Origin of the sequence: Streptomyces sp. NRRL S-920 (assembly GCF_000717945.1) — a bacterium.
GTDB lineage: Bacteria > Actinomycetota > Actinomycetes > Streptomycetales > Streptomycetaceae > Streptomyces > Streptomyces alboniger.
Genome location: NZ_JODF01000030.1, coordinates 101220 through 124192, shown reverse-complemented (window position 1 = coordinate 124192; position 22973 = coordinate 101220). Strand labels below are relative to the sequence as shown.

21 protein-coding genes and 1 riboswitch are annotated in these 22973 nt (G+C 70.7%); of the genes, 5 read left to right on the top strand and 16 right to left on the bottom strand.

All coding sequences use genetic code 11. The features are described 5' to 3' along the window. The 3 genes from IG54_RS0122075 to IG54_RS0122065 all read right to left on the bottom strand — a co-directional run. Nucleotides 1–872, bottom strand: an 872-nt coding sequence (locus IG54_RS0122075; protein ID WP_030787058.1) for an ArsA-related P-loop ATPase, incomplete at its 3' end; no start/stop codon positions are given. 193 nt (nucleotides 873–1065) lie between these two features. Beyond that, nucleotides 1066–1506, bottom strand: a complete 441-nt coding sequence (locus IG54_RS0122070; protein WP_030787055.1) for an SRPBCC family protein — start codon at nucleotides 1504–1506, stop codon at nucleotides 1066–1068. Nucleotides 1507–1582: 76 nt separating this feature from the next. After that, the gene (locus tag IG54_RS0122065; RefSeq protein WP_030787052.1) at nucleotides 1583–2353 is read right to left on the bottom strand and encodes a metallophosphoesterase family protein; all 771 of its coding nucleotides are present in this window, start codon (nucleotides 2351–2353) and stop codon (nucleotides 1583–1585) included. Nucleotides 2354–2650: 297 nt separating this feature from the next. Here IG54_RS0122065 and IG54_RS0122060 point away from each other — a divergent pair, with 297 nt between their 5' ends. Continuing rightward, nucleotides 2651–4447: an AMP-dependent synthetase/ligase gene (locus IG54_RS0122060; RefSeq protein WP_030787050.1), complete on the top strand. Its 1797-nt coding sequence runs from the start codon at nucleotides 2651–2653 to the stop codon at nucleotides 4445–4447. 162 nt (nucleotides 4448–4609) lie between these two features. On the opposite strand, the gene IG54_RS0122055 is transcribed toward IG54_RS0122060, so the two are convergent. After that, complete coding sequence (locus tag IG54_RS0122055) at nucleotides 4610–5752, bottom strand: glycosyltransferase family 4 protein (RefSeq protein ID WP_030787047.1); 1143 nt, start codon at nucleotides 5750–5752, stop codon at nucleotides 4610–4612. 146 nt (nucleotides 5753–5898) lie between these two features. Between IG54_RS0122055 and IG54_RS0122050 the strand changes: the two genes are divergently transcribed. Next, nucleotides 5899–7137 carry a glycosyltransferase family 87 protein gene (locus tag IG54_RS0122050; protein WP_030787044.1) on the top strand — a complete coding sequence of 413 codons (1239 nt, stop codon included), beginning with the start codon at nucleotides 5899–5901 and terminating at the stop codon, nucleotides 7135–7137. Here the strand turns inward: IG54_RS0122050 and IG54_RS0122045 are convergent. The 5 genes from IG54_RS0122045 to IG54_RS0122025 form a co-directional block, all read right to left on the bottom strand. Beyond that, nucleotides 7094–8266, bottom strand: coding sequence for a hypothetical protein (locus tag IG54_RS0122045; RefSeq protein ID WP_030787040.1), 1173 nt, complete (start codon nucleotides 8264–8266; stop codon nucleotides 7094–7096). The genes IG54_RS0122050 and IG54_RS0122045 overlap by 44 nt on opposite strands. A 77-nt stretch (nucleotides 8267–8343) precedes the next feature. Continuing rightward, a complete protein-coding gene (locus IG54_RS0122040; RefSeq protein ID WP_030787037.1) occupies nucleotides 8344–9375 on the bottom strand; it encodes a C40 family peptidase in 1032 nt (343 codons plus the stop codon). Nucleotides 9376–9584: 209 nt separating this feature from the next. Further along, nucleotides 9585–10631 carry a C40 family peptidase gene (locus tag IG54_RS0122035; RefSeq protein ID WP_030787034.1) on the bottom strand — a complete coding sequence of 349 codons (1047 nt, stop codon included), beginning with the start codon at nucleotides 10629–10631 and terminating at the stop codon, nucleotides 9585–9587. Nucleotides 10632–10924: 293 nt separating this feature from the next. Continuing rightward, a complete protein-coding gene (locus IG54_RS0122030; RefSeq protein WP_030787032.1) occupies nucleotides 10925–12274 on the bottom strand; it encodes an NYN domain-containing protein in 1350 nt (449 codons plus the stop codon). 33 nt (nucleotides 12275–12307) lie between these two features. After that, a complete protein-coding gene (locus IG54_RS0122025; RefSeq protein ID WP_030787028.1) occupies nucleotides 12308–12547 on the bottom strand; it encodes a hypothetical protein in 240 nt (79 codons plus the stop codon). Nucleotides 12548–12704: 157 nt separating this feature from the next. Here IG54_RS0122025 and IG54_RS0122020 point away from each other — a divergent pair, with 157 nt between their 5' ends. Together IG54_RS0122020 and IG54_RS0122015 are read left to right on the top strand one after the other, a co-directional pair. Next, on the top strand, nucleotides 12705–13439 hold the full coding sequence (locus IG54_RS0122020; RefSeq protein WP_030787025.1) for a rhomboid family intramembrane serine protease: 735 nt from the start codon (nucleotides 12705–12707) through the stop codon (nucleotides 13437–13439). Next, a complete protein-coding gene (locus tag IG54_RS0122015) occupies nucleotides 13436–13717 on the top strand; it encodes an Lrp/AsnC family transcriptional regulator (protein WP_030787022.1) in 282 nt (93 codons plus the stop codon). The genes IG54_RS0122020 and IG54_RS0122015 overlap by 4 nt, the downstream gene beginning before the upstream one ends. Nucleotides 13718–13765: 48 nt before the next feature. Here IG54_RS0122015 and IG54_RS0122010 read toward each other — a convergent pair whose 3' ends face one another. From IG54_RS0122010 to IG54_RS0121985, 6 genes are all read right to left on the bottom strand, one after another. Then, nucleotides 13766–15151 (bottom strand): aminotransferase class V-fold PLP-dependent enzyme, encoded by a 1386-nt coding sequence (locus IG54_RS0122010; protein WP_030787019.1) that lies wholly within the window; start codon nucleotides 15149–15151, stop codon nucleotides 13766–13768. 214 nt (nucleotides 15152–15365) lie between these two features. Then, nucleotides 15366–15483: riboswitch (SAM riboswitch) on the bottom strand. Between the two features lie 100 nt (nucleotides 15484–15583). After that, complete coding sequence (gene trpD / locus IG54_RS0122005) at nucleotides 15584–16648, bottom strand: anthranilate phosphoribosyltransferase (protein ID WP_030787016.1); 1065 nt, start codon at nucleotides 16646–16648, stop codon at nucleotides 15584–15586. A 152-nt stretch (nucleotides 16649–16800) separates the two neighbouring features. Then, nucleotides 16801–18420 (bottom strand): cytochrome b, encoded by a 1620-nt coding sequence (locus IG54_RS0122000; protein ID WP_030787013.1) that lies wholly within the window; start codon nucleotides 18418–18420, stop codon nucleotides 16801–16803. A gap of 4 nt (nucleotides 18421–18424) precedes the next feature. Beyond that, a complete protein-coding gene (locus IG54_RS0121995; RefSeq protein WP_030787010.1) occupies nucleotides 18425–19486 on the bottom strand; it encodes a ubiquinol-cytochrome c reductase iron-sulfur subunit in 1062 nt (353 codons plus the stop codon). Next, nucleotides 19483–20292: a c-type cytochrome gene (locus IG54_RS0121990; protein WP_030787007.1), complete on the bottom strand. Its 810-nt coding sequence runs from the start codon at nucleotides 20290–20292 to the stop codon at nucleotides 19483–19485. Before IG54_RS0121990 ends, IG54_RS0121995 begins: the two co-directional genes overlap by 4 nt. A gap of 78 nt (nucleotides 20293–20370) precedes the next feature. Then, on the bottom strand, nucleotides 20371–20991 hold the full coding sequence (locus IG54_RS0121985; protein ID WP_030787003.1) for a cytochrome c oxidase subunit 3: 621 nt from the start codon (nucleotides 20989–20991) through the stop codon (nucleotides 20371–20373). Nucleotides 20992–21191: 200 nt separating this feature from the next. Between IG54_RS0121985 and IG54_RS0121980 the strand changes: the two genes are divergently transcribed. Continuing rightward, the gene (locus IG54_RS0121980; RefSeq protein WP_030787000.1) at nucleotides 21192–21593 is read left to right on the top strand and encodes a hypothetical protein; all 402 of its coding nucleotides are present in this window, start codon (nucleotides 21192–21194) and stop codon (nucleotides 21591–21593) included. An 83-nt stretch (nucleotides 21594–21676) separates the two neighbouring features. Here IG54_RS0121980 and IG54_RS0121975 read toward each other — a convergent pair whose 3' ends face one another. Next, a complete protein-coding gene (locus IG54_RS0121975; RefSeq protein WP_030786997.1) occupies nucleotides 21677–22924 on the bottom strand; it encodes a L,D-transpeptidase in 1248 nt (415 codons plus the stop codon). Nucleotides 22925–22973 lie beyond the last annotated feature (49 nt).

The following is a 22973-nucleotide window of genomic DNA, read 5'->3' as shown; positions in this document are numbered from 1 at the left end:
GGCACGCGGAGGGCGGTGAGGTCGTCGGCGCCGCGCGGGTCGTGGCCGAGGTGGCGGACCCTGCCGACCTGCTCGTACGTGGCTTCCCACTCGTCCAGCGTCTTGTGCTGCTGTGCGCTGAGCGCCGCGAGCCAGGTGTCCGTGGAGGCGTCGGGCAGGACGCGGTTGGCGATCAGGAGGTCGGTGCGCAGGCCCTGGAGGGCGAGGCCGGTGGCGGTGGCGGCGACGGCGTCGGCGCCCGCGGGGCCCGGCTCGGCGACCAGGCGCACGGTGGTGGTGGGGGCCTCGATCACGGCTTGGGCGGCGGCGAGTTCGGCTTCGCGGCGGGCGGCGGTCTCGTACATCCAGGCGGCGGGCATCGGGACGCCGGCGAGGCGGCCGAGCATGGGGCGCAGCGCGCGGGCGGCCTGCCGCTCGGGCGGCAGGAGCCTGCGCAGATAGCGGCGCAGCTGCTCGGGCAGGGCGAGGAGCGCGAGGGCTTCGGGGGCGGGCGGCAGGTCGACGACCACGGTGTCGTGGGCTCCCTCGCGCGCGGCGTCGCGCAGGGCGCGCAGCAGGGCCAGTTCGACGCTGCCGGGCAGCGGGGTCAGCTCCTCGCCGTCGAGCCGCTCGGCGCCGAGCAGGTCGAGGCCGGCGGCGGCGCGTTCCTGGAGGGCGAGCAGGTCGTCCCGGAAGCGGTCGGCGGGCGCCAGGTGCCGCACGGTGAGCCCGGGGTGCGCGTCCGTGCCGCCGAGCACGGCGCCCAGGGTGTCGGTGCGGTCGGCGCCGATCACCAGCGTGCGGTGTCCTGAGCGCGCGGCGGCGAGCGCCGTGGCGGCGGCGACGGTGGTCCGTCCGGAGCCGCCGGGGCCGGTGACGAGGAGGGTGCGCATAGGGGTGAACGGTACGTCAGCGCGGGGCGGGGATGCGGGTTCGCCTACTCGCCGTGGGGGTGGGGTTGTCTGGCGGCCGACGGTCGTTGTGGGTTGCTCGCGCAGTTCCCCGCGCCCCTGAAAGCAGGGGCTCCGCCCCGCTTTCCCGCTTCCCCTCAGGCCCCCATCAGCCTGCCAGGCCCCCTCAGGGCCGTCAGGCCTCTTTGGACTCGACTCGCTTCTTCAAGCCCGCGAGCGCGCGGTCGGTGATGACCTTTTCTGCCTTGCGCTTGATCATTCCGAGCATGGGGATCTTGACGTCGACGGTCAGCCGGTAGGTGACCTCGGTGCCGGAGCCGACGGGCCTCAGGAGGTACGAGCCGTCCAGGGAGCGCAGCATCTGGGACTTGACGAGGGTCCAGCTGACTTCGTTGTCCCCGGTCCAGGTGTAGCCGAGCGTCTGGTCGTCCTTGATCGCGCCCGCGTCCATGACGAGGCGGACCTGCTTGGCGCGGCCCTGCTCGTCGGTGGCGAGGACCTCGGCCTCCTTCACCTCTCCGGTCCAGTCCGGGTAGCGAGCGAAGTCGGCGATCACTCCCATGACCTCGGCCGGGGCCGCCTCGATCGTGATGCTCGAGCTGGTGTGTTCCGCCATCGCTGTGGCTCCTCCAGATGCGGTCCGGGTCCGGTACGGGACGTCTACCGCGTGAAGGCTACCGCGCGCCACGAGGTCACCACTCCAGGGCCCAGGGTCTGCCGGATCCGGCGAAGTGGCCCACGTTCACGCACTCCGTCGCGCCGACGCGCATGCGCCGGACCAGGGGCTGGTGGACGTGGCCGAAGAGCGCGTACTTCGGGCGGGTGGCGCGGATCGCGTCGAGCAGGGCCCGGCTGCCGCGCTCGAAGCGGCGGGCCACGGTGTCGTAGAGGAGTTCGGGGACGTCCGGGGGGATGTGGGTGCACAGGACGTCGACCTCGCCGACCGCCTCGATCTTGGCGGCGTACTCCTCGTCGCTGATCTCGTACGGCGTACGCATCGGGGTGCGCAGGCCCCCGCCGACGAAGCCGAAGACGCGTCCGCCGATCTCGACGCGCTCGCCGTCGAGGACGGTGGTGCCGGGCCCGGCGTATTCAGGCCACAAGGCCGGCATGTCGACGTTGCCGTAGGTGGCGTACGTGGGGGTGGGGAAGGCGGCGAAGAGTTCCGCGTACTGCTTGCGGACCGCGCTCTCGACCGCCGGGCCGCGGTCCACGCCCGCCCACAGCCGCCTGCCGAACTCCCTGGCCTCCTCGAAGCGGCGGGCGGTGCGCAGCTCCACCAGCCTGGTCGCGTTCGCCGCGCCGAAGAGGTCGGGGAAGATGCCGCGCGTGTGGTCGGCGTAGTCGAGGAAGAGCACGAGGTCGCCGAGGCAGACGAGCGCGTCGGCGCCGTCCCCCGCGCGGACGAGGTCCGCCGCGTTGCCGTGCACATCACTGACCACGTTGACCCGGAAAGCTGGCATGCCGATCACCCTAGGACGGGTGTCCGGCGGGCGGTAGGGGCGGGGGCGGCGGCCGGACCTGCGGTTACTTCCGAGTCGGGAAGGCGGTGGCGTACTGTGCGGTTCAGACCAACGGCGACGTGTGACGCACCGAACATCTGGGGCCGCCCCCCTACCGAACAAGCCATACCGATGGGTAACGTCCGGGCAGTCCAGTAGTGCTCAGCCCCCACTCGACTGAGCGCCTGCCCGATCTTGGACCGCACCGTCGCAGCACACAACGTCGTGGCGCCGGCGCCCTATGTAGGAGCAGCAGTCTTGCGCGAGTTCAGCCTTCCGGCCCTGTACGAGGTCCCTGCGGACGGCAATCTGACCGACATCGTCCGTAGAAATGCCGCGCAGCACCCGGATGTCGCCGTCATCGGCCGCAAGGTCGACGGCAGCTGGCAGGACGTCGACGCCAGGACCTTCCTCGCGGAGGTGCGCGCCACCGCCAAGGGTCTGGTCGCCGCCGGTGTGCGGCCCGGCGACCGCGTCGGCCTGATGTCCCGTACGCGCTACGAATGGACGCTTCTCGATTTCGCCATCTGGAGCGCGGGCGCGGTGACCGTGCCGGTGTACGAGACGAGTTCGGCCGAGCAGATCCAGTGGATCCTCGGCGACTCCGGTGCCGTCGCCTGCCTCGTCGAACTGGACGCGCACGCCGCCGCCGTGGAGTCCGTACGCGACCGGCTGCCCGCCCTCGCGCACATCTGGCAGATCGACAAGGGCGGTGTCGACGAGCTGAAGAGCGCGGGCGCCGAGGTCACGGACCAGACCCTCGACGAGCGCTGCGCGGCCGCCGGCGCCGACGACCCGGCCACCATCGTCTACACCTCGGGCACCACGGGCCGCCCCAAGGGCTGTGTGCTGACCCACCGCAGCTTCTTCGCGGAGTGCGGCAACGTGGTGGAGCGCCTCAAGCCCCTCTTCCGCACGGGTGAGTGCTCGGTCCTGCTCTTCCTGCCCGTCGCCCACGTCTTCGGACGGCTGGTCGAGGTCGCCGCGCTGATGGCGCCGATCAAGCTGGGCCACGCGCCGGACGTCAAGAACCTCACGGACGAACTCGCCTCCTTCCGGCCGACCATGATCCTGGGCGTTCCGCGCGTCTTCGAGAAGGTCTACAACTCGGCGCGCGCCAAGGCGCAGGCCGAGGGCAAGGGCAAGATCTTCGACAAGGCAGCGGACACGGCGATCGCGTACAGCCGGGCGCTCGACACGTCCTCGGGCCCGTCTCTCGGCCTGCGGATCAAGTACAAGATCTTCGACAAGCTGGTCTACAGCAAGCTGCGCGCGGTCCTCGGCGGCCGTGGCGAGTACGCGATCTCCGGCGGCGCCCCGCTCGGCGAGCGCCTCGGCCACTTCTTCCGCGGCATCGGCTTCACGGTCCTGGAGGGCTACGGCCTGACCGAGTCCTGCGCGGCCACCGCCTTCAACCCCTGGGACCGCCAGAAGATCGGCACGGTCGGCCAGCCGCTGCCCGGCTCCGTCGTGCGCATCGCCGACGACGGCGAGGTCCTGCTCCACGGCGAGCACCTGTTCTCGCGCTACTGGAACAACGAGGGCGCCACCGAGGAGGCCCTCGCCGACGGCTGGTTCCACACCGGTGACATCGGCACGCTCGACGAGGACGGCTATCTGCGCATCACCGGCCGCAAGAAGGAGATCATCGTCACCGCCGGCGGCAAGAACGTGGCCCCGGCCGTGATCGAGGACCGCATCCGCGCGCACGCGCTGGTCGCCGAGTGCATGGTCGTCGGCGACGGCCGCCCCTTCGTGGGGGCGCTCGTCACGGTCGACGACGAGTTCCTCGGCCGCTGGGCCGCCGAGCACGGCAAGCCCGCGGGGTCGACGGCGTCCTCCCTGCGTGACGACGCGGATCTGCTCGCGGCGATCCAGAGCGCGGTGGACGACGGCAACGCGGCGGTCTCCAAGGCGGAGTCCGTACGGAAGTTCCGGGTCCTCAGCTCCCAGTTCACGGAGGAGTCGGGGCATCTGACGCCGTCGCTGAAGCTGAAGCGGAATGTGGTGGCGAAGGATTACGCGGATGAGATCGAGGCGATTTACCGCGGGTAGCGTTGGCGGGGCGCCCACTCGCCGTGGGGGCCCTGTCGGTTTGCGGCTCTCGGTCTCGTCGTGGTTGCTCGCGCAGTTCCCCGCGCCCCTGAAGCAGGGGCTGCGCCCCGCTTCCTTAGGGGCGCGGGGAACTGCGCGAGCAACCCACTACCGCCCGCAGGCCTAGAGCAACTCCCGGAGCCTCTCCGCCAGGAGGTCCCAGCGCCACTTTTCCTCGACCCATTGGCGCCCCCGCCCGCCCATGCGGGCCCGCAGCTCCGCGTCCGCCAGCAACGCGGTGATCCTCTCCGCCGCCTCCTCGGGGGCGCCACCCCGCACGACCCAGCCCGTCTCCCCGTCGAGGACCGCGTCCGGCGCGCCCCCGGAGTCCCCTGCGACCACGGGAAGACCCGTCGCCGACGCCTCCAGGTAGACGATCCCGAGGCCTTCCACGTCCAGGCCCCCGCGCCGCGTCCGGCACGGCATCGCGAAGACGTCGCCCGCGCCGTAGTGCGCGGGCAGTTCCGACCACGGCACGGCGCCGGTGAAGCGGACGGAGTCGGCGACGCCGGTCTCGGCGGCCAGCTTGCGGAGGTCGTTCTCGTAGGGCCCGCCCCCGACGATCAGAAGCACCGCCTCCGGTTCGGCGGCGAGAATCCTCGGCATGGCGAGGATCAACGTGTCCTGGCCCTTGCGCGGCACCAGCCGCGAGACGCACACGACGACAGGGCGGTCGCTCAGCCCGAGCCGCGCCCGCACCGCGTCGCCGCCCGAGTCGGGGTGGAAGGTCTTCTCGTCGACCCCGGGCGGCAGTTGGACCATCCGCCCGGCCGCCGCGGGCGTCAGCGCGGCGGCGATCCGCGAGCGCGTGTACTCCCCGAGATAGGTGATGGTGTCCGTCGACTCGCCGATCCTGCGCAGCAGTTGGCGTGAGGCGGGCAGCTGGGCCCAGCCCGCCTCGTGTCCGTGCGTCGTGGCGACGAGCCGCTTCGCCCCCGCCCTCCGCAGCGCGGGCGCCATCAGCCCGAGCGGCGCCGCCGCCCCGAACCACACCGACGTACAGCCGTGTTCGCGCAGGAGCGAGACGGCACGGCGGGTGACGCGCGGGGTCGGGAGCAGCATCGTCGTGGGGTCGCGTACGACCTGGAAGGGCTGCTCGGCGTCGAAGGCCGCGGTGGCCTCGGCGCCCTCGCGGCCGCGCTTCCAGGTGGAGGCGTAGACGACGAGCTGCTCGGGGTCCAGGCGCAGCGCCATGTTGTGCAGGAACGCCTGGATGCCACCGGGCCTGGGCGGGAAGTCGTTCGTGACGATCAGGGTCTTGTGCATCGCGCCTGACAGTACCGAAAACGGCCGACCGCGCCGAAAGCGGCCGACCGTACCGAACGGCCCCGCCTCTTCGCCCTCGCCCGGCCCCGCCCGGCATCATGACACCGCGAATCACAATGAAGTGCATAAATAGGGGCGAGGCACGCATGGCACGCATCCTGACCGTCTGGGTCCTGACCAGGACCGCTCTGCTGCTCTGCGTCCTCCATGTACTCACCGCCCCGGGACCGGACGTCACCAGCGACGTCTCCGTCATCTACCAGGGCTGGTACGAGGTCCTGCGCACCGGCACCTTCCCGCTCGACGACGTCACCTGGCAGTACCCGCCCGCGGCGGCCCTCGCGGTGCTCTCCCCCGCCCTGCTGCCCTTCCTCGACTACGCCTCCGCCTTCTTCGTCCTCGCCCTCCTCGCCGACGCGGCGGTCTTCGGGCTGCTGCTGTACGCGGGGCGGCGGCCCGGCAAGTCGGTGCGCGGCCTGTGGGTGTGGATCGTGGGCGTGCCCCTGCTCGGCCCGACCGTGTACGCCCGCTACGACGTGCTGGTGACCGCCGTCGCGGTCGCGGCGCTGCTCGCGGGGGCCCGGCATCCGCGCGCCATGGGGGCGCTCGCCGGGTTCGGGGCGCTGCTGAAGGTGTGGCCCGTGCTGCTGCTCGTCGGGGTGGCTCGCGGGCGGGCGGCCCTGCGGCCCTGGGGCGCGGCGGCGGGCACGGCCCTCGGTGTCACGCTGGCGTTCCTCGTGGCGATGCCGGGCGCGCTCGCGTTCCTCACCTTCCAGCGCGACCGCGGCACGGAGGTGGAGTCCCTCGGCGCCCTGGTCTTCCACGTGGGGCGCCACCTCGGCTGGCGGGGCGAGGTGCGGCTCAACTACGGCTCGGTGGAGTTCCTCGGCCCCGGCGTCCCGCTGGTGAGCACGGCGGCGCAGGTGCTGTCCGCGGCGGCCTTCGGCTGGCTCCTGGTGTGGCGGCTGCGCGCCCGGGCCCGGTCGGCGAGCACGCTCGCGGACGCCGCCTTCGTCGCCGTACTGCTCTTCACCACGACGAGCAGGGTGATCAGCCCCCAGTACATGCTGTGGCTCGTCGGTGTCGCCGCCGTCTGCCTGGCGTTCCGCACGAGCCGCATGGAGCTGCCGGCCCGCCTGGTCCTCGCCGCCACGTTCGTGACGTTCCTGGAGTTCCCGGTGTGGTTCTCGCACGTGGTGGCCAGCGACCCGCTGGGCGTGGCGCTGCTGCTCGTACGCAATGGCCTGCTGGTCGCGGCGGCCCTGCTGGCCTGCCGGAACCTGTGGCGGCAGACCGTGTCCGAGCCGCGCGGCCGGGCGCGGCGGCCGGTGCCCGAGCAGCTCAGCCAAGCTCCGAGCGCAGATACGTACGCCAGCGCGCCGTGAAGTCCTCGCGCGTCGTGCCCAGGACGTCGCGCAAGGCGTCCTCGACCGCGCCCGCCCGCTCGTCGTGTGCGCCCACGGCCCGGTAGAAGTCCGTCAGCCTCCGCTCGCCCCACCGGTCCGCGATCATCCGACAGGCCAGCCACGCGCCCTCGTACGACTCGGCGAGCCGTGCGGACTCCCGGCCGAAGCCGAAGTCCTCGTCCTTCGGGAGCGCGCCCGGCAGCTCTCCGCGCCGTACCGCCCGCCGCAGTTCGGGGGCGGCCTGCGGCGCGGTACGCCCCGTGCCGCGGTAGCCCACCCAGTCCGCGAAGCCCTCGGAGAGCCAGAGCGGGGTGGCCGGTGACGTCTGCGCGCGGGTCGCCACATGGGCCGTCTCGTGGGTCAGGACGACCTGTTTGCCGACGTCGCCGAGAACGCCGTACGCCTCGGGGTTGACGATGATCCGGTCCGCGGGGGCCCGCCCGGAGCCGCCCGCCTCGCCCGTGGTGACCGCCGCTATCCCCCGGTAACCGGAGGCGGGCGCCCCGAGGAGGCCCGCCATGTCCTTCAGGGACCGGGGCACGACCACGACGACCTTCCCCGGCCACTCCCCCGGCCAGGCCGCCCGCACCGCCGGCACCGCCCGGTCGGCGAGACCACGGTAGCCGCGCAGCTCCCGGGCGCTGCGCCCGACGCCGAGGACGAGGCTGTGGCCGCCCCGCACCGCCCGCACCCTCCCCTGGTCCCACAGCTGCTCACCGGCGTTCCGAGCGGCCCGCTCGGAGGTGACGTACCAGCGCCCGCCGTGCCGTTCCAGGGAGAGGGTGCGCTCGGCGACGAGCGGGGCACGGTCGTGGCCCTCGACGCGGTAGCGGAGTTCGGCGTTCGCCGTGGCCCGGGAACCGGCGCGGTCGAGGTGGTTCAGGCGGTACTCCCAGGCGTCCAGTGGGATGCCGCGGACGTTCGCGAAGAGATCCGCCGCGCCGGCCGCCGCCCGCTCGGTCCGTTCGTACGCCTTCTCGTCCCCGGCGAGGACGGCGTGCGCCCGGCGTTCGAGGAGCCTGCGCACCTCGCCCGCGGCGGAGTCCGGGACCGGGTCGCCGCCGCAGCCGGCGAGCACGGCGAGGCAGAGCGCGAGACACAGCGCCATCCCCCACGACCCACGCCTGTGACCAGCCACCACCTGCCCGATCGTACGGGGCGGTGGCGACCGGGCTCCGGTCGGAGTCAGATGCGGGTGACGGAGGAGACCGGCATCATGCCGACGGGGTCGTAGCGGACCGGCGCACCGGGGTAGGGGGCGTGCACCACCTGGCCGTTGCCCATGTACATCCCGATGTGGCTGGCGTCGTCGCGGTAGGTGACGAGGTCGCCGGGCCGCGCCTGGGCCAGGGGCACCTGCCGCCCGGCGTACCGCTGGGCCTGCGAGGTGCGGGGCAGACCGACCCCCGCCTGGGCGTACGACCACTGCATGAGGCCCGAGCAGTCGAACCCGGAGGGCCCGTTGGCGCCCCACACATAGGGGCGGCCGATCGCGGACCTGGCGGCGGCGATGGCGGCGGCGGCCCGCGAGGAGGACGGGGCGCCGCCGAGGTCGGGCAGCTCGGCGCGTCCGGCACCGGAGCGCGACGACCTGTCGTACGCCTCGCGCTCCTCGCTCGGCAGGGAGTTGAGCAGCCGTCTCGCCTGGGCCAGCTTGTTCTCGACGAGGCGCTTGTGGCGGGCGACGACGGTACGGCTCCTCTCCAGCTCGGCGAGTTTGCGCCCGGCCTCGGTGCGCTGCTGTGCGAGGCCGCGCTGGGCCTGCCGCAGATCGGTGAGCTGCCCCGCCTGCCGGGTGCTGACCCGGTCCAGGGCGGTGGCCTTGTCGAGGTAGCCCTCCGGGTCGGAGGAGAGCATCAGCTGGAGGGTGGGGTCGATGCCGCCCTCGCGGTACTGCGCCCCGGCGAGCGCGCCGAGGGCGCCGCGCATCTGGTTGATCCGCTCCTGGCCCCGCGCGATGCTGTCCCGGGCCCGCTCGACCTGCGCGCGCAGCTTGTCCGTGCGCTCATCGGCCTTGTTGTACGCCTCGGTCGCCTGCTCGGCCTGTTCGTACAGCCGGTCCACCGTGGCCCGGGTGTCGGACGGCTTGTCCTGCGGCGCGGCGCCCGCGGGCACGGCGGCGAGGGCGGCGGCCGCGGTGGCCGCCGCCGCCGAGAGGACGGTGACGCGTGTGCTCCGGTCGAGGCCGGGCTCTGCGGGACGGCGATGGGACCCCACGGGAAGCCGCTCTCCCTTCCGCTGACGGACCCCCAGGTCGTTGGGGGAATGCGCGCCGACAGTAGCCGTGCGACCGCGTGGCGGCCAACGACCCGTGGGGGTGCGGACAGCCCGGCGCCCCGCCTCAGACGCAGGTCATCAGCGGGGCGCGGGGTCAGCGGTGGTTGCCGGAATTCGCCCGTTCGGACGGTGTGGCAAGCGTGTTGACGTCAGCTGACGCGGACGCCGAACTGGAAGGTGCCGAGGTACTCCATGGACTCGTAGCGCACCACGGCGCCCGGCTTCGGGGCGTGCAGCACCTGGCCGTTGCCCGCGTAGAGGCCGACGTGCGCGAGGTTGTTGAAGAACACCAGGTCGCCGGGCTTCAGTTCACCTCGGCCGAGCCTCGTGCCGTCGTTCTGCTGCGTGTACGTGGTCCTGGTGATCGAGACCCCGGCCTGCGCGTACGACCACTGGGTGAGCCCGGAGCAGTCGTAGGAGTTGGGGCCGGTGCCACCGGAGACGTACGGCTTGCCTATCTGGGTGGCGGCGGCGCTCAGGGCGGCGGCGCCGCGGCCGGAGGCGGGGGTCTCCTTGCCGGTGTCCGCGGGCTTGTCGGCGGCGCGGTCGGCGGAACGGCTCGCGCGCTGCTTCTCCTTGGCGGCCAGGTCCGACTTCTCCTTGGCCGTCAGCGTGTTGAGGAGCTTCTGCGCCTCGCCGAGCTTGGCCTGGACTTCCCGCTTCTTCTTGCCGAGTTCCGTGCGGGTGTCCGCGAGGTCGTCGAGCTTGCCCGCGGCCTCCTTGCGCTGCTGCGCGAGGTCCCGCTGCTTCTTCTGGATCTTCTTGAGCGAGTCGACCTGCTGGCTGCTCAGCTGGTCCAGGGTGGACGCCTTGTCGAGGTAGTCGTCCGGGTCGGAGGAGAGGAAGAGCTGGAGGGAGGGGTCGATGCCGCCGGAGCGGTACTGGGCGCTCGCCATCGAACCGAGGCCGTCGCGCAGGTCGTTCAGCTCTTCCTGGCCGCTGGCGACCTTGTCCTGGAGAGCGTCGATCTGCTTCTCCAGCTTCTTCTGCTTCTCCTTGGCCCCGTTGTACTTGTCGGTGGCCCGTTCCGCGTCTTCGTAGAGCTTGTCGACCTTGGACTTGACCTCGTCCTTGCCCGGCTTCGGCGCGGCCTGGGCGGCACCCTGCGAGGTGAGGGCCACGGCAGCGGCGGCGGTCGCGGTGAGCACGGTCACGCGGGTGCGGCTCGGCTGCTTGGGTCGACGGTGGGACGCCACGCGGGCGGCTCCTTCTTCCTCCAGCCGCCTACCGAGACGCGGCGGGCGGGTACCACCGCCGCCACCCCGGATGGGTGATCAACCGAGCGGGGGTTCGAGGGGTGACCCTAGTGACCTTCTTGTGATCAGTTCAAATCTCATCAGCAAAAAATCGGTCGCGAAGCGCATTCTTTACCGATAACACACAGCCAGTAATGATCTTCTGACGCTATGTCGCACGCGGTGACGCCCAATTCGGGCATAGGGCCCAGGAGTTACTTGACACTCCTTAGCCCCGCGAAAGCCGCGCCGGGTCAGCTCCGCGAAAGCCGCTTCAGAAGCACCGCCGAAGCCACCGGCCGCGCCCCCGCCTTGGCGATCCCGTCGGCCACCTCGCGGTCGGTCGACACGACGACCACGGGCCTGCCCGGCGGCTCCGCGCGCACCAGCTGACGGATCAGCTCATCGGCGGTCACACCCGGTTTGGAGAAGAGCACCCGCACCCCGCGCGGTGGCGCGAGCAGCACCGGAGCGGCCAGCTCCGCCCCGTCGAAGACGCAGGTGACCTCGGCCCCCGACTGGAGGGCGAGCTGCGAGAGCGAGCCGAGCAGCCGCAGCCGCTGCTTCTCCAGCGGCATGGTCGGATAGCCGGTCTTGGTGACGTTGTAGCCGTCGACGACGAGATGGGCCTGCGGCAGGGCCAGCAACTGGTCCAGGATCGCCGGGTCGTTCTCGGAGAGCGCGCGGGCGGCGATGTCCTTGGGCGACATCCGGCCGGGCTCGACCGCGTCGACGGTCTCCGCGGGCCGTACGGACACGGGCGGCAGGGCCAGTTCGCGCCGCAGCCCCTGGGCCGACTCCAGGACCGTGTCGAGCAGCAGCCGCAGCCGCATGTCCTCGACGCTGCGTCCCTCGCGCGCCGCCCTGCGGCTGGCCTCCAGAGCGGCCTCGGTCTCGCCGAGCCGCGCCTTGAGCCGGCGCGCCTCGCTCTCCGCGGCGGAGAGCTGGGCCTGCCCCTCGGCGCGGACCGCCTCGGTCTCGGCGGTGGCCTTGCGCAGCGCCGCCTCCCCGCGCTTGACGTCACTGAGCGCACCGCGCAGCTTGCGGTGCATCGATTCGGCTTCCCTGCGCGCCGATTCCAGCTCCGCGCGCAGCCGCTCGGTCTCCGCCTTGGTCTGGCCGCGGGCGGCGGCCAGCTCCGCGCGCAGCCGGTCCAGCTCGGCCCTGGTCTCCTCGTCGGCACGCTCGGCGTCGGCGCGCTGAGCCTCCTCACCGGCGGCGGTGACGAGCTTCACCCAACCGGGGGGACGCAGCACATAGGCCGCGGCGGCCACGTCCAGCGGGTCGGCGGCCGGGGGCGGGGAACCGGCGGCCAGGGCACCGGCCAGCTCGGGCTGCGCCTCCCTGAGGCGTTCGCCGATGCGCTGGCGGAAGAGGGTGTCGCCCTCCAGCGCCGCCGCCATGGCGTTGCCCGCGAACTTCGCGCGCCGGGTCGGCGTGAAGCGGGCGTACTGCCGCAGCTGGGCGGGCAATTCGGCCAGGGTCAGCCCACCGAAGCCGTCCGAGACGATCTGTACGACCCTTCGGCGCACCCCGTCGGGCAGCGGGCGGTCGAGCACCTCAGCGGTGCCGTCGTCCGGCTCCCCGCCTGCGCTCTCCACCATCCGTCACCCCACTAGCTGTGCGGGCCCGCTCCCTCAGGAGTCGGCGCCCGGCCTGTCGACGAGTTCCACCTGATCCACCGCGTTGCACCAGCGGCAGCGCACCGACTCGATGGTCTCACTGACCACCTCGCGTTCTTCGATGTTCGACTCACCGGCCAGGTCAAGATGCACATACTCGACGACCTTCGATGTCCGGGTCACGTCGAAACGCGTGAGATTGCCGCAGAGAGTGCAGCGCCACCGGGTGGTGTCCGTCGGCAGGGGAACCGTCATCGTGGCTGTTCGCTTTCGTCGGTGGCCGTGGTACGTACGCGGTCTTCCGTGATGCGCATTGCCCGTAACCCTAAGGCCTGTAAGGGGCGCCATGCGGCGGCGTCCGTCGCGGCATGGCGGTCTGTACGAGTACCGTCCGTTACGTCATGCTCTGTCCATGATCAAAGCATGGGGTCCGAAGGCGGCCCGGCTGCTCAGGGGCCGGTCCGCCCCGGTGACGTACGGACTGATCGCCGTCTGCTGTCTGGTCTTCGTGATCTCGCCGGTCTCCGGGTTCAATCCCGCCTACGGCACCGGTGACCGGCTGCTCGCCGCGCAACAGGCCTACTTCGAGCGCTGGGGCGTGGTGCCCACCGAGCTGTTCAGCGGCGCCCCGCGCGCCGCGCTCGGCCCGTTCACCGCGCTGTTCGTGCACGGCAGCTGGGTGCATCTGCTGGGGAACATGCTGTTCCTGTACGTCTTCGGGGCGATGGTCGAGGAACGGATGGGGCACCTCCCGTACGCGCTCTTCTACGTCAGCTGCGGGTATCTCGCCCTCCTCGCCTACGCCGCGGCGCACGCGGGGTCCGGTCAGACGCTCGTCGGGGCCTCGGGGGCGATCTCCGCCGTCCTCGGCGCCTTCCTCTATCTCTTCCCGAAGGCACGCGTCACCAGCCTCTTCCCGTTCCTCTTCTTCCTGCCGCTGCGCTTTCCCGCCTGGGTGGTGCTGCCGTTCTGGGTGACGCTCCAGTGGCTCGCGGCGGGGCAGGGCGGCAAGGGGACCGGGGTGGCGTATCTGGCGCACCTGGTGGGCTTCTCGCTCGGGTTCCTCTACGCCTGGGGATGGTCCGTACGGAGGACTAGAGTGAAGGCCACAGCAGTACCGGCCACCGAGGGAGACAGCCAGCCGTGATCACCGCGATCGTGCTCATCAAGACCAGCGTGGACCGGATTCCGGAGATCGCCGAGTCGATCGCCGCGCTCGACTCGGTCAGCGAGGTCTTCTCCGTGACCGGCACCTACGACCTGATCGCGATGGTCCGCGTGCCGCGCCACGACGACCTCGCGGACGTCATCCCCGGGAAGATCAGCAAGATCCCCGGCGTGGAGGCGACCGACACGCACGTCGCGTTCCGCACGTACTCGCAGCACGACCTGGAGGCCGCGTTCGCGATCGGCCTCGACTCGTAGCCGCGCGGACTCTCCGAGGGTCCGCGAGCGGCTACGAGCCGCCCGGGCTCAGACGGCGGCGTCGGTGTCCGGTACGCAACGCCCGTCCTCGGTGCGGTAGTTCCAGCGCGCGCCGTCCGCCACCAGCTCCTTGACGGCGCGTACGAAACGCTCGACGTGCTCGTCGGGGGTGCCCGCGCCGAAGCTCACGCGGATCGCGTTGAGCGACTTCTCGCCGGGCGCGGCCTCGGGGGCGCCGCACTCGCCGGGCTCGCCGGACTCGCTGCCGAGCAGGGTGCGCACGAGCGGGTGGGCGCAGAACAGGCCGTCGCGTACGCCGATGCCGTACTCGGCGGAGAGCGCCGCCGCGAAGTGCGAGCTGTTCCAGCCGTCCACGACGAAGGAGATGACGCCCACGCGCGGCGCGTCGTCGCCGAACAGCGAGAGCACCCGGACGGCGGGCACCTCGGCGAGCCCCTCGCGCACCGTGCGGATCAGGTACTGCTCGCGGGCCACCAGCTCGTCGAAGCCCGCCTCGGTGAGCGCCTTGCAGGCCGAGGCGATGGAGTAGACGCCGATGACGTTCGGCGAACCGGCCTCGTGCCGGGCCGCGCTGTCGTGCCACTCCACGTCCACGCCGCCGCCCGCTTCCCTGGGGCGTCGCGTCACCTTCCGCGAGGCGCCGCCGCCCGCGAGGTAGGGCTCGGCCGCGCGCAACCAGTCAAAGCGGCCCGCGAGGACGCCCGAGCCGAAGGGCGCGTACAGCTTGTGCCCGGAGAACGCGACCCAGTCGACGTCCAACTCCCTTACGGAGACGGGGTGGTGGGGGGCGAGCTGCGCGGCGTCGAGCACGATCCGGGCGCCGTGGGCGTGCGCGGCGGCGGCCAGCTCGCGCACCGGCCACAACTCACCGGTGACGTTGGAGGCGCCGGTGACGCACACGAGGGCGGGCCCGTGGGGGTCGCGGTCGGCCAGGGCGCGCTCCAGGGTCTGGACGGCCTCGCCGGGGGTGCGCGGCGCGTCGAGGTAGGTGACGCGGGCGCCCCGCCACGGCAGCAGCGAGGCGTGGTGCTCGGTCTCGAAGACGAAGACCTGGCAGTCGGCGGGCAGGGCGGATGCCAGCAGGTTCAGCGAATCGGTGGTGGAGCGGGTGAAGACGACCTGGTCGTCCTCGCGGCAGTCGAGGAACTCGGCGACGGCGGTACGGGAGTTCTCGAAGAGGTCGGTCGACAGCTGCGAGAGGTACCCGGCGCCGCGGTGCACGCTGCCGTAGTACGGCGCGTACGCGGCCACGTCGTCCCACACCCGCTGGAGCGCCGGCGCGCTCGCCGCGTAGTCGAGCGCGGCGTACGTCACCTCGCCGCCGGTGACCAGCGGCACGGTGACGTCCCGGCCGAGGACGGCCAGCGGGGCGCAGACGGACGAATCGGCGGCGGCGACGACGGAAACAGACATGGCGAACTCCCGTGAGAGGCAGGCGAATTCACCGCGCCGGAGCTGCTTCAGAGCTGCGTCGGAGCTGCGTCGGAGCTGCGTCGACGGCGCGGGAGAAAAATGGAGAAGGGTGTGCGGAGGCGGGGCTGAAGAGCCCTGTCACATTCGCTTGCTCACGAGACTGCTCCCTTGAGGACCAGGACCCCCAGGGCTGTGACATCCACCGATGTCCAGGGGTCCGCGCTTGCCATACGCCTTGCTGCGTACGACCTGGTCTTCACCCGGGGCACCCCGCCACGGACGGAGGGTTGCCGGACAGCGGGCCGGGGCCGTAGTCGCTGTCACTCATGACCTGTCCAGCATCCTGCCACACGATCTTCGACGCGCAAGGCGCAGTCCAGAATCCGGACTGCGCCTTGCGTCACACGGGTGAGCGGGAAGCGGGCGGGAGGGTCAGCGGTTGCTGGCCGCCACCCACCGTTCCAGGGCCTTCTTCGCGGCCCCGGAGTCGATCCCCGCGGCCGCCTTCTCCATGCCGGCGCGGATCTGCTCCGCCAGTGGGGCGTCGGTCGGTTCGAGGGCGACCAGCGCCGCCGCCGAGTTCAGCAGCACGGCGTCCCGCACCGGCCCCCTCTCGCCGTCGAGCAGCCGCCGGGCGACCTCCGCGTTGTACGAGGCGTCCGCGCCGCGCAGCGCCTCGACGGGCACCAGGTCGATGCCGACGTCGCGGGGGTCGAAGGCCTCCTCGCGCACCGCCCCGTCCCGTACGACCCACACCCGTGAGGTGGCCGTCGTCGTCAGCTCGTCGAGTCCGTCGTCACCGCGGAAGACCAGCGCCGACGAGCCGCGCTCGGCGAGCACCCCGGCGACGATCGGCGCGACGCGCGCGTCGGCGACCCCGGTGGCCTGGGCCCGCACCTTGGCGGGGTTGGTGAGCGGACCGAGGAAGTTGAAGGTCGTGCGGATCCCCAGCTCCCTGCGGGCGGGGGCCACATGGCGCAGCGCCGGATGGAACTTCACCGCGAAGCAGAACGTGATGCCCGCTTCCTCGGCCACCTCGACGACCCGCTGGGGCGAGAGGTCCAGGTTGACGCCGAGCTTCTCCAGTACGTCGGAGGCGCCGGACGCGCTGGAGGCGGCGCGGTTGCCGTGCTTGACGACCTTCGCGCCCGCGCCCGCGACGACGATCGCGGACATGGTCGAGATGTTGACGGTCTTCGCGCCGTCGCCGCCCGTGCCGACGATGTCGACGCTGGGCCCCGGCACGTCGATGACCCGGGCGTGCGCGTACATCGCGCGTACGAGACCGGAGATCTCCTCGACGGTCTCCCCCTTGGCCCGCAGCGCGACCGCGAACCCGGCGATCTGCGCGTCGGTGGCCTCGCCGCGCATGATGCGGTCCATGGCCCAGGCCGTGTCGTCGGCGCTCTGGTCGCGCCCGTCGAGCAGGCCGTTCAGCACGTCGGGCCAGGAACGGCCCGCCGCGGTAGTGCCTCCTGCGGGGGTCACAGCGCTCATGGCCGCTCCTGGTGTTCGTCCGTCGGACAGGGAAGAGAGGAACCCGACACGTCGGGTGGGTCCACCCTATCCAGCCGCCGGGACGGCAAAGAGCCCCGTCCATGAACTGGACGGGGCTCTCGCCGTGGCGACCTGGTCAGAGCTTCAGGTGATCAGTGGTGGCCGTGGCCGCTGGTGATCTCCTTGTACTCCTCGGCGGTGGGCTTGGGGATCTGGTTGTCCTCCCCGTAGTAGCCCTTGGAGAGCTTGGCCCGGAGCTTCTGCGTACCGGACACCTTGCGCTCGACACCGTTCTCGTCGACCGTCGGGCCGATCTCGACCGGCGCGTACTGCTCGTGCGCGGTGAGCGTGTGCAGCTGCCCCTGGTCGAGCGGCTCGTGGACCTCGATGAACTCACCGTGCGGCAGGCGCTTGATGATGCCCGACTCGCGGCCGTGCAGCACCTTGTCCTTGTCGCGGCGCTGGAGACCCAGGCAGATCCGCTTGGTGGCGATGAAGGCGATGACCGGTCCGACGAAGAAGAAGATCCGGACGAACCAGGTGATCGCGTTCAGCGACAGGTGGAAGTGCGTGGCCCACAGGTCGTTGCCGCCACCGACGAGCATGACCATGTACGCGGTGATCCAGGCGACACCGAAGGCCGTACGGGTCGGGGCGTTGCGCGGGCGGTCCAGGATGTGGTGCTCGCGCTTGTCCCCGGTGACCCAGGACTCGATGAACGGGTAGACCGCGATCGCCGCGAGGACCAGCGGGAAGATGACCAGCGGGATGAAGACGCCCAGGACGAGCGTGTGACCCCAGAGGTTGATCTCCCAGCCCGGCATGACACGGATCAGGCCCTCGGCGAAGCCCATGTACCAGTCGGGCTGGGCGCCGGTCGACACCTGGTCCGGGCGGTACGGGCCGATGGCCCAGATCGGGTTGATCGAGGCGATCGCCGCGATGGCCGCGATGACACCGAAGACCAGGAAGAAGAAGCCTCCGGCCTTGGCCATGTACACGGGCAGCAGCGGCATGCCGACGACGTTCTTGTTGCTCTTGCCGGGGCCCGCGAACTGCGTGTGCTTGTGGTAGAAGACCAGGATCAGGTGCGCCACCATCAGGCCGAGCATGATGCCGGGCAGCAGCAGGATGTGGACCGAGTAGAACCGGGCCACGAAGTCGCCGCCGGGGAACTCGCCGCCGAACAGGAACATCGACAGGTACGTGCCGACGACCGGGACGGACAGGATCGCGCCCTGCATGAAGCGGACACCGGTGCCGGAGAGCAGGTCGTCCGGGAGCGAGTAACCGGTGAAGCCGGTGAACATGCCGAGGACGAACAGCAGGAAGCCGAACAGCCAGTTGACCTCACGCGGCTTGCGGAAGGCGCCCGTGAAGAACACGCGCATCATGTGCACGAACATGCCGGCGAGGAAGATCAGCGCCGCCCAGTGGTGGATCTGCCGGATCAGCAGACCACCGCGCACATCGAAGGAGATGTGCATGGTCGAGTTGAACGCCTCGGACATCAGCTGTCCCTGGAGCGGGACGTAGCTGCCGTGGTACTCCACCTCGTTCATCGACGGGTGGAAGAACAGCGTCAGGTACACACCCGTGAGGATGATGATGATGAAGCTGTACATGCAGATCTCACCGAGCATGAAGGACCAGTGGTCCGGGAAGATCTTGCGCATGTTGGCCTTGGCCAGGGAGTAGATCCCAAGGCGGCCGTCGGCCCAGTCGGCCACCCGCTCGCCGGCGGGTGCCTTCTTCTTGTTGTCGCTGCTCATCAGGTCAGCCCCTCTCGAAGAAGGCAGGACCGACGGGCTCTTCGAAGTCGCCGAGCGCCTGAAGATAGCCCTCCTCGTTCACGCCGATCCGCAGCTGCGGCAGGGCGTGACCAGCGGGGCCGAAGATCACTCGGGCGCCGTCGGAGAGGTCGAAGGTGGACTGGTGGCACGGGCAGAGGACGTGGTGCGTCTGCTGCTCGTACAGGGAGATCGGGCAGCCCACGTGGGTGCAGATCTTGGAGTACGCGACGACGCCCTCGTGCGACCACTCCAGCTCGCGCTTGTCCTTGATGTTCTCCGGCTGGATCCGGACGATCATCAGGGCGGCCTTGGCGATCTGGGTCTGGAAGTCGTGGTCGTGCTCCGACATGCCCTCGGGCATGGCGAACGTCAGCGAACCGACCTGCACGTCCGAGGGGCGCAGCGGCTCGTGCGTGTTCATGTTGACGAGCTTCTTGCCCTTGGCCCACTTGGTGTGCCGGAGCTTGTCCTCGGGCAGCGGACCGAGGTCGCGCAGGAGGACGACGCCGGAGAGCGGAACCAGCGCGAGCGCGCCGAACATCGTGTTGCGGATCAGCTTGCGCCGGCCGAACTGCGACTCCTCGGCACCGGCCTTGAAGTCGGCCATGACCTTGGCCCTGACCTCGGGCTCGGCCTCGATCGGGTGACGCTCGTCGGCGACCTCCACGTCGGACATCAGGGTGCGGGCCCAGTGGACCGCGCCCGCGCCGATGCAGAAGAGCGCCAGGCCGAGGGTGAGCCCCAGGGCGAAGTTCAGGCCGCTGATGTGCCCGATCGGCCAGACGAAGATGCTCTTGTCCGCCGGGATGGTGACGAACGAGGCGATGAAGCCGACCGTGGCGAGCATGGACAGCGTGAACATGAACGCGATCGCACGCTCGGAGCGCTTCGCGGCCCGCTCGTCGATGTCCTGGATGCGGTGCTGGTGGGGCGGAAGGCCCGGGTCGGCGAACGGGTTCTCGTCCGCGACCGCGACCGAACCGTGCTCGGGCTCGGTCACCTGCTTGCTGGGCAGGTTCTCTTCTGGAATCTCTTGGCTACTCATGACTTCTTGGCCTTTGCGGTCCGAGCGGCGACCCACACGGCGACCGCGATCAGCGAGCCGAGACCGAAGATCCAGCCGAAGAGGCCTTCACTGACCGGGCCCAGTCCACCCAGCTTGAGACCCCCAGGGCTCTGGGTCTTCTCGCCGTTGACCGCGTCGAGGTACGCGATGATCTCCTTCTTCTCCTTCTCCGGCATCGTGGTGTCGGGGAAGGACGGCATGTTCTGCGGGCCGGTCTGCATGGCCTCGTAGATGTGCTTCGGAGAGACACCTTCGAGCGACGGCGCGAACTTGCCGTGCGTCAGCGCGCCACCTTCACCGGTGAAGTTGTGGCACTGGGCGCAGTTGGTGCGGAACAGCTCGCCACCCTTGGCGATGTCCGCCCCGTCCGGGCTGTACTGCTTCTCGGTGGGGACCGAGGGACCGGCACCCAGCGACGAGATGTACGCCGCCAGCTGGTCGATCTGGGCCTGGTTGTAGATGACCTTCTTCTTGGGCGCCTGGGCGCCCTGCTGCTGGAGCGGCATGCGCCCGGTGCCGACCTGGAAGTCGACCGCCGCGGCGCCCACGCCCACCAGGCTCGGACCGTCGGAGGAGCCCTGACCGCCGGTTCCGTGGCAGCTGGAGCAGCCCACGGCGTAGAGCTTCTTGCCCTCGTCGATGGCGAGGGACTGGGCGGTTTCGTCGGCTTGCGCCTTGTCCGCCGGCGCGAACGCGGCGTACAGCCCCCCGGTGGCCGCCAGCGCGAGGAGTAGGACGACGACCGCCGCCAGCGGATGGCGTCGTCGTGCGGAGAGCTTTTTCACGGATTACCCCGGTGTCAGGATCTTCTGCGTCGATGCTTCTGGAATGTGTCGGTACGTCGCGTGAGCGACCCCCGCCGATTACTTGATCATGTAGATCGTGGCGAAGAGGCCGATCCAGACCACATCGACGAAGTGCCAGTAGTAGGACACGACGATGGCTGCGGTCGCCTGTTCATGGGTGAACTTCCTGGCCGCGTAGGTGCGGCCGAGGACCAGCAGGAAGGCGATCAGGCCGCCTGTCACATGCAGTCCGTGGAAGCCGGTGGTCAGGTAGAAGACCGAGCCGTACGGGTCGGAGGAGAGCGAGAGCCCGTCCTTCTTGACCAGCTCGGTGTACTCGTACACCTGACCGCCGATGAAGATCGCACCCATGATGAAGGTGACGATGAACCACATCCGGAGCTTCTTCACGTCGCCACGCTCAGCGGCGAAGACGCCGAGCTGACACGTGAGGGAGGAGAGCACCAGGATGGTGGTGTTCGTCGCCGAGAACGGGAAGTTAAGGGCCGAGGCCATTTCCTTCCAGTGATCAGGACCTGTCACCGATCGCAGGGTGAAGTACATCGCGAAGAGGGCCGCGAAGAACATCAGCTCGGAACTCAGCCAGATGATGGTTCCGACGCTGGTGAGGTTCGGTCGATTGACCGGCGGGTGCGCGTGCCCGGTATCTACTGTCGTTGCTGTCGCCACGACCGACATTATGTCGGTCGCTTATCCCGCCCTCACCCCGGGGGGTGCCGTTCGGAGTGTCTGCGGGGTGTGTCCTGCCCGTATGGCCCATCGGAGGCCTGTCCGAAGCGCTGTTGACGGGGTGTCGGGAGGAGTAGCATCCGCGCATCGGTTCCCGATCCCATGACGGCACAGCTCAGCTCAGCCCAGCTCGATGATCTGGAGGAACAATGCAGCCGACCGCCACGGTGCTGGTCTACAGCGACAACGCGAGCACCCGCGAGCAAGTCCGGTTGGCCACCGGGCGCAGGCCGGCGACGGACGTTCCCGAGGTCGAGTTCATCGAGTGCGCCACGCTGCCCGCCGTGCTCAAGCACCTGGACCAGGGCGGCGTCGACGTCTGTGTGCTCGACGGCGAGGCGAAGCCCGCGGGCGGTATGGGGGTGTGCCGGCAGATCAAGGACGAGATCTTCCAGGCGCCGCCCGTGCTGCTGCTCATCGGGCGCCCTCAGGACGCCTGGCTGGCCACCTGGAGCCGCGCGGAAGCGGCGGTGACCCTTCCGGTCGAGCCGGTGGAGTTCGCGGACGCGCTGGCCGCTCTGCTGCGCAGCAGGCGGGCCGTGGAGGCCTGACAGGCCCCCGCTCGGCCCCGCTCGCTCGGCGAAGGGTCTCGCGCCTCGGCGTGGGGCCCTCTGTGCTGTCTCCTGCGCCGCCGCTAGACCTGCGGGCGCAGTCGGGCCGCGTCGACCGCCGAGGGGCCTTCCTTGGTGCCGGAGAGCAGCGCGCTGCCCTTGCGCCAGTTCTGCCAGCTCATGTTCCAGTCGCCGAGGCCGTTGCCGAACGTCGGCATGTCCTCGCCGTAGCTGTTGACGACCTTCACGAGGTCGCCCTGGCGCACGGTCTCGTAGAACCAGGCGGCGTTCCCCGTGCTCATGCCGGTGCAGCCGTGGCTGGTGTTGGCGTTGCCCTGGGAGCCGGTCGACCAGGGCGCGGCGTGCACGTACTCACCGGAGTCGGTGACCCGCGTCGCGTAGTAGACCTGCTTGTCGTAGAAGTCCGAGGCGCCGATGCTGGCGCTGGTCATGCGTACGGAGTACTCCTTGCCGAGCACGACCTTGACGCCGTTGCGGGTGGAGTAGCCGGGTTTGCCCGTGGTCACCGGGATCGAGTTGATCTGCTCGCCGTTGCGGTAGACCGTCATCCAGTGGGACGAGGCGTCCGTCACGGCCTCGATCCGGTCCCCGGTGGTGAGCTTCAGCGGCTTGGTCTCGGTGCCCCACAGCCGGTCCCCCACCTTGATGCCTTCGAGGTTGCTGGAGACGTTGATGGTGGCGTGGGCGGGCCAGTACTCCTTGGGGCGGTAGTGCAGCGTCTCGCTGTCCACCCAGTGCCAGGCACCCTCGGCCGCGGGCACCGATCTCACCTTCAGGGCGCGTTCGACGGTGGCCCTGGCCGCCTTGTCCTTCACCGGGGTACTGAGCGTGGCCGTGACGGGCTGTCCGACGCCGTACTTGCCCGCCTCGGGGCCGAAGGTGACCTGTAGTCGCTTCTTCTCGGCGGGGACTTCGGTGTCGAAGGTCAGCACCTTGCGGCCGGGCGAGCCATCCTCGTCCTCGGTGCTCACCCGCACCGTGTACTGGGCGCCGGCCGCCAGTGGCGCGGTGCTGTGCCAGCGGGCGCCGTCGGCGGACAGCTCGCCCGCCACGTACCGCCCCAGCGCGTCGGTGGCCGTGACGTCGGTGATACGTCCGTCCTTGCCCTGGGCGGTCACTTCCAGGGGCTTGTCCGGGTCCGCCTTCTTGCTGCCCGCAGGGCTGTTGAAGGCGATCTGGCCGGCCGCGTCGTACGGCTTCGCCGAGAGCGGGTGGCCGTCGGGGCTGCCGCACGCCGTGGCGCCCGCACCGAGGGCGGCCACCAGCGTCGTGCAGCTCAGTACCGTGCGCATTCGCGGTGAGTGGCTCATGAACACACGGTATGGAGGTTCATTCCGTCCGGCGCGGTGAGTGACCCGT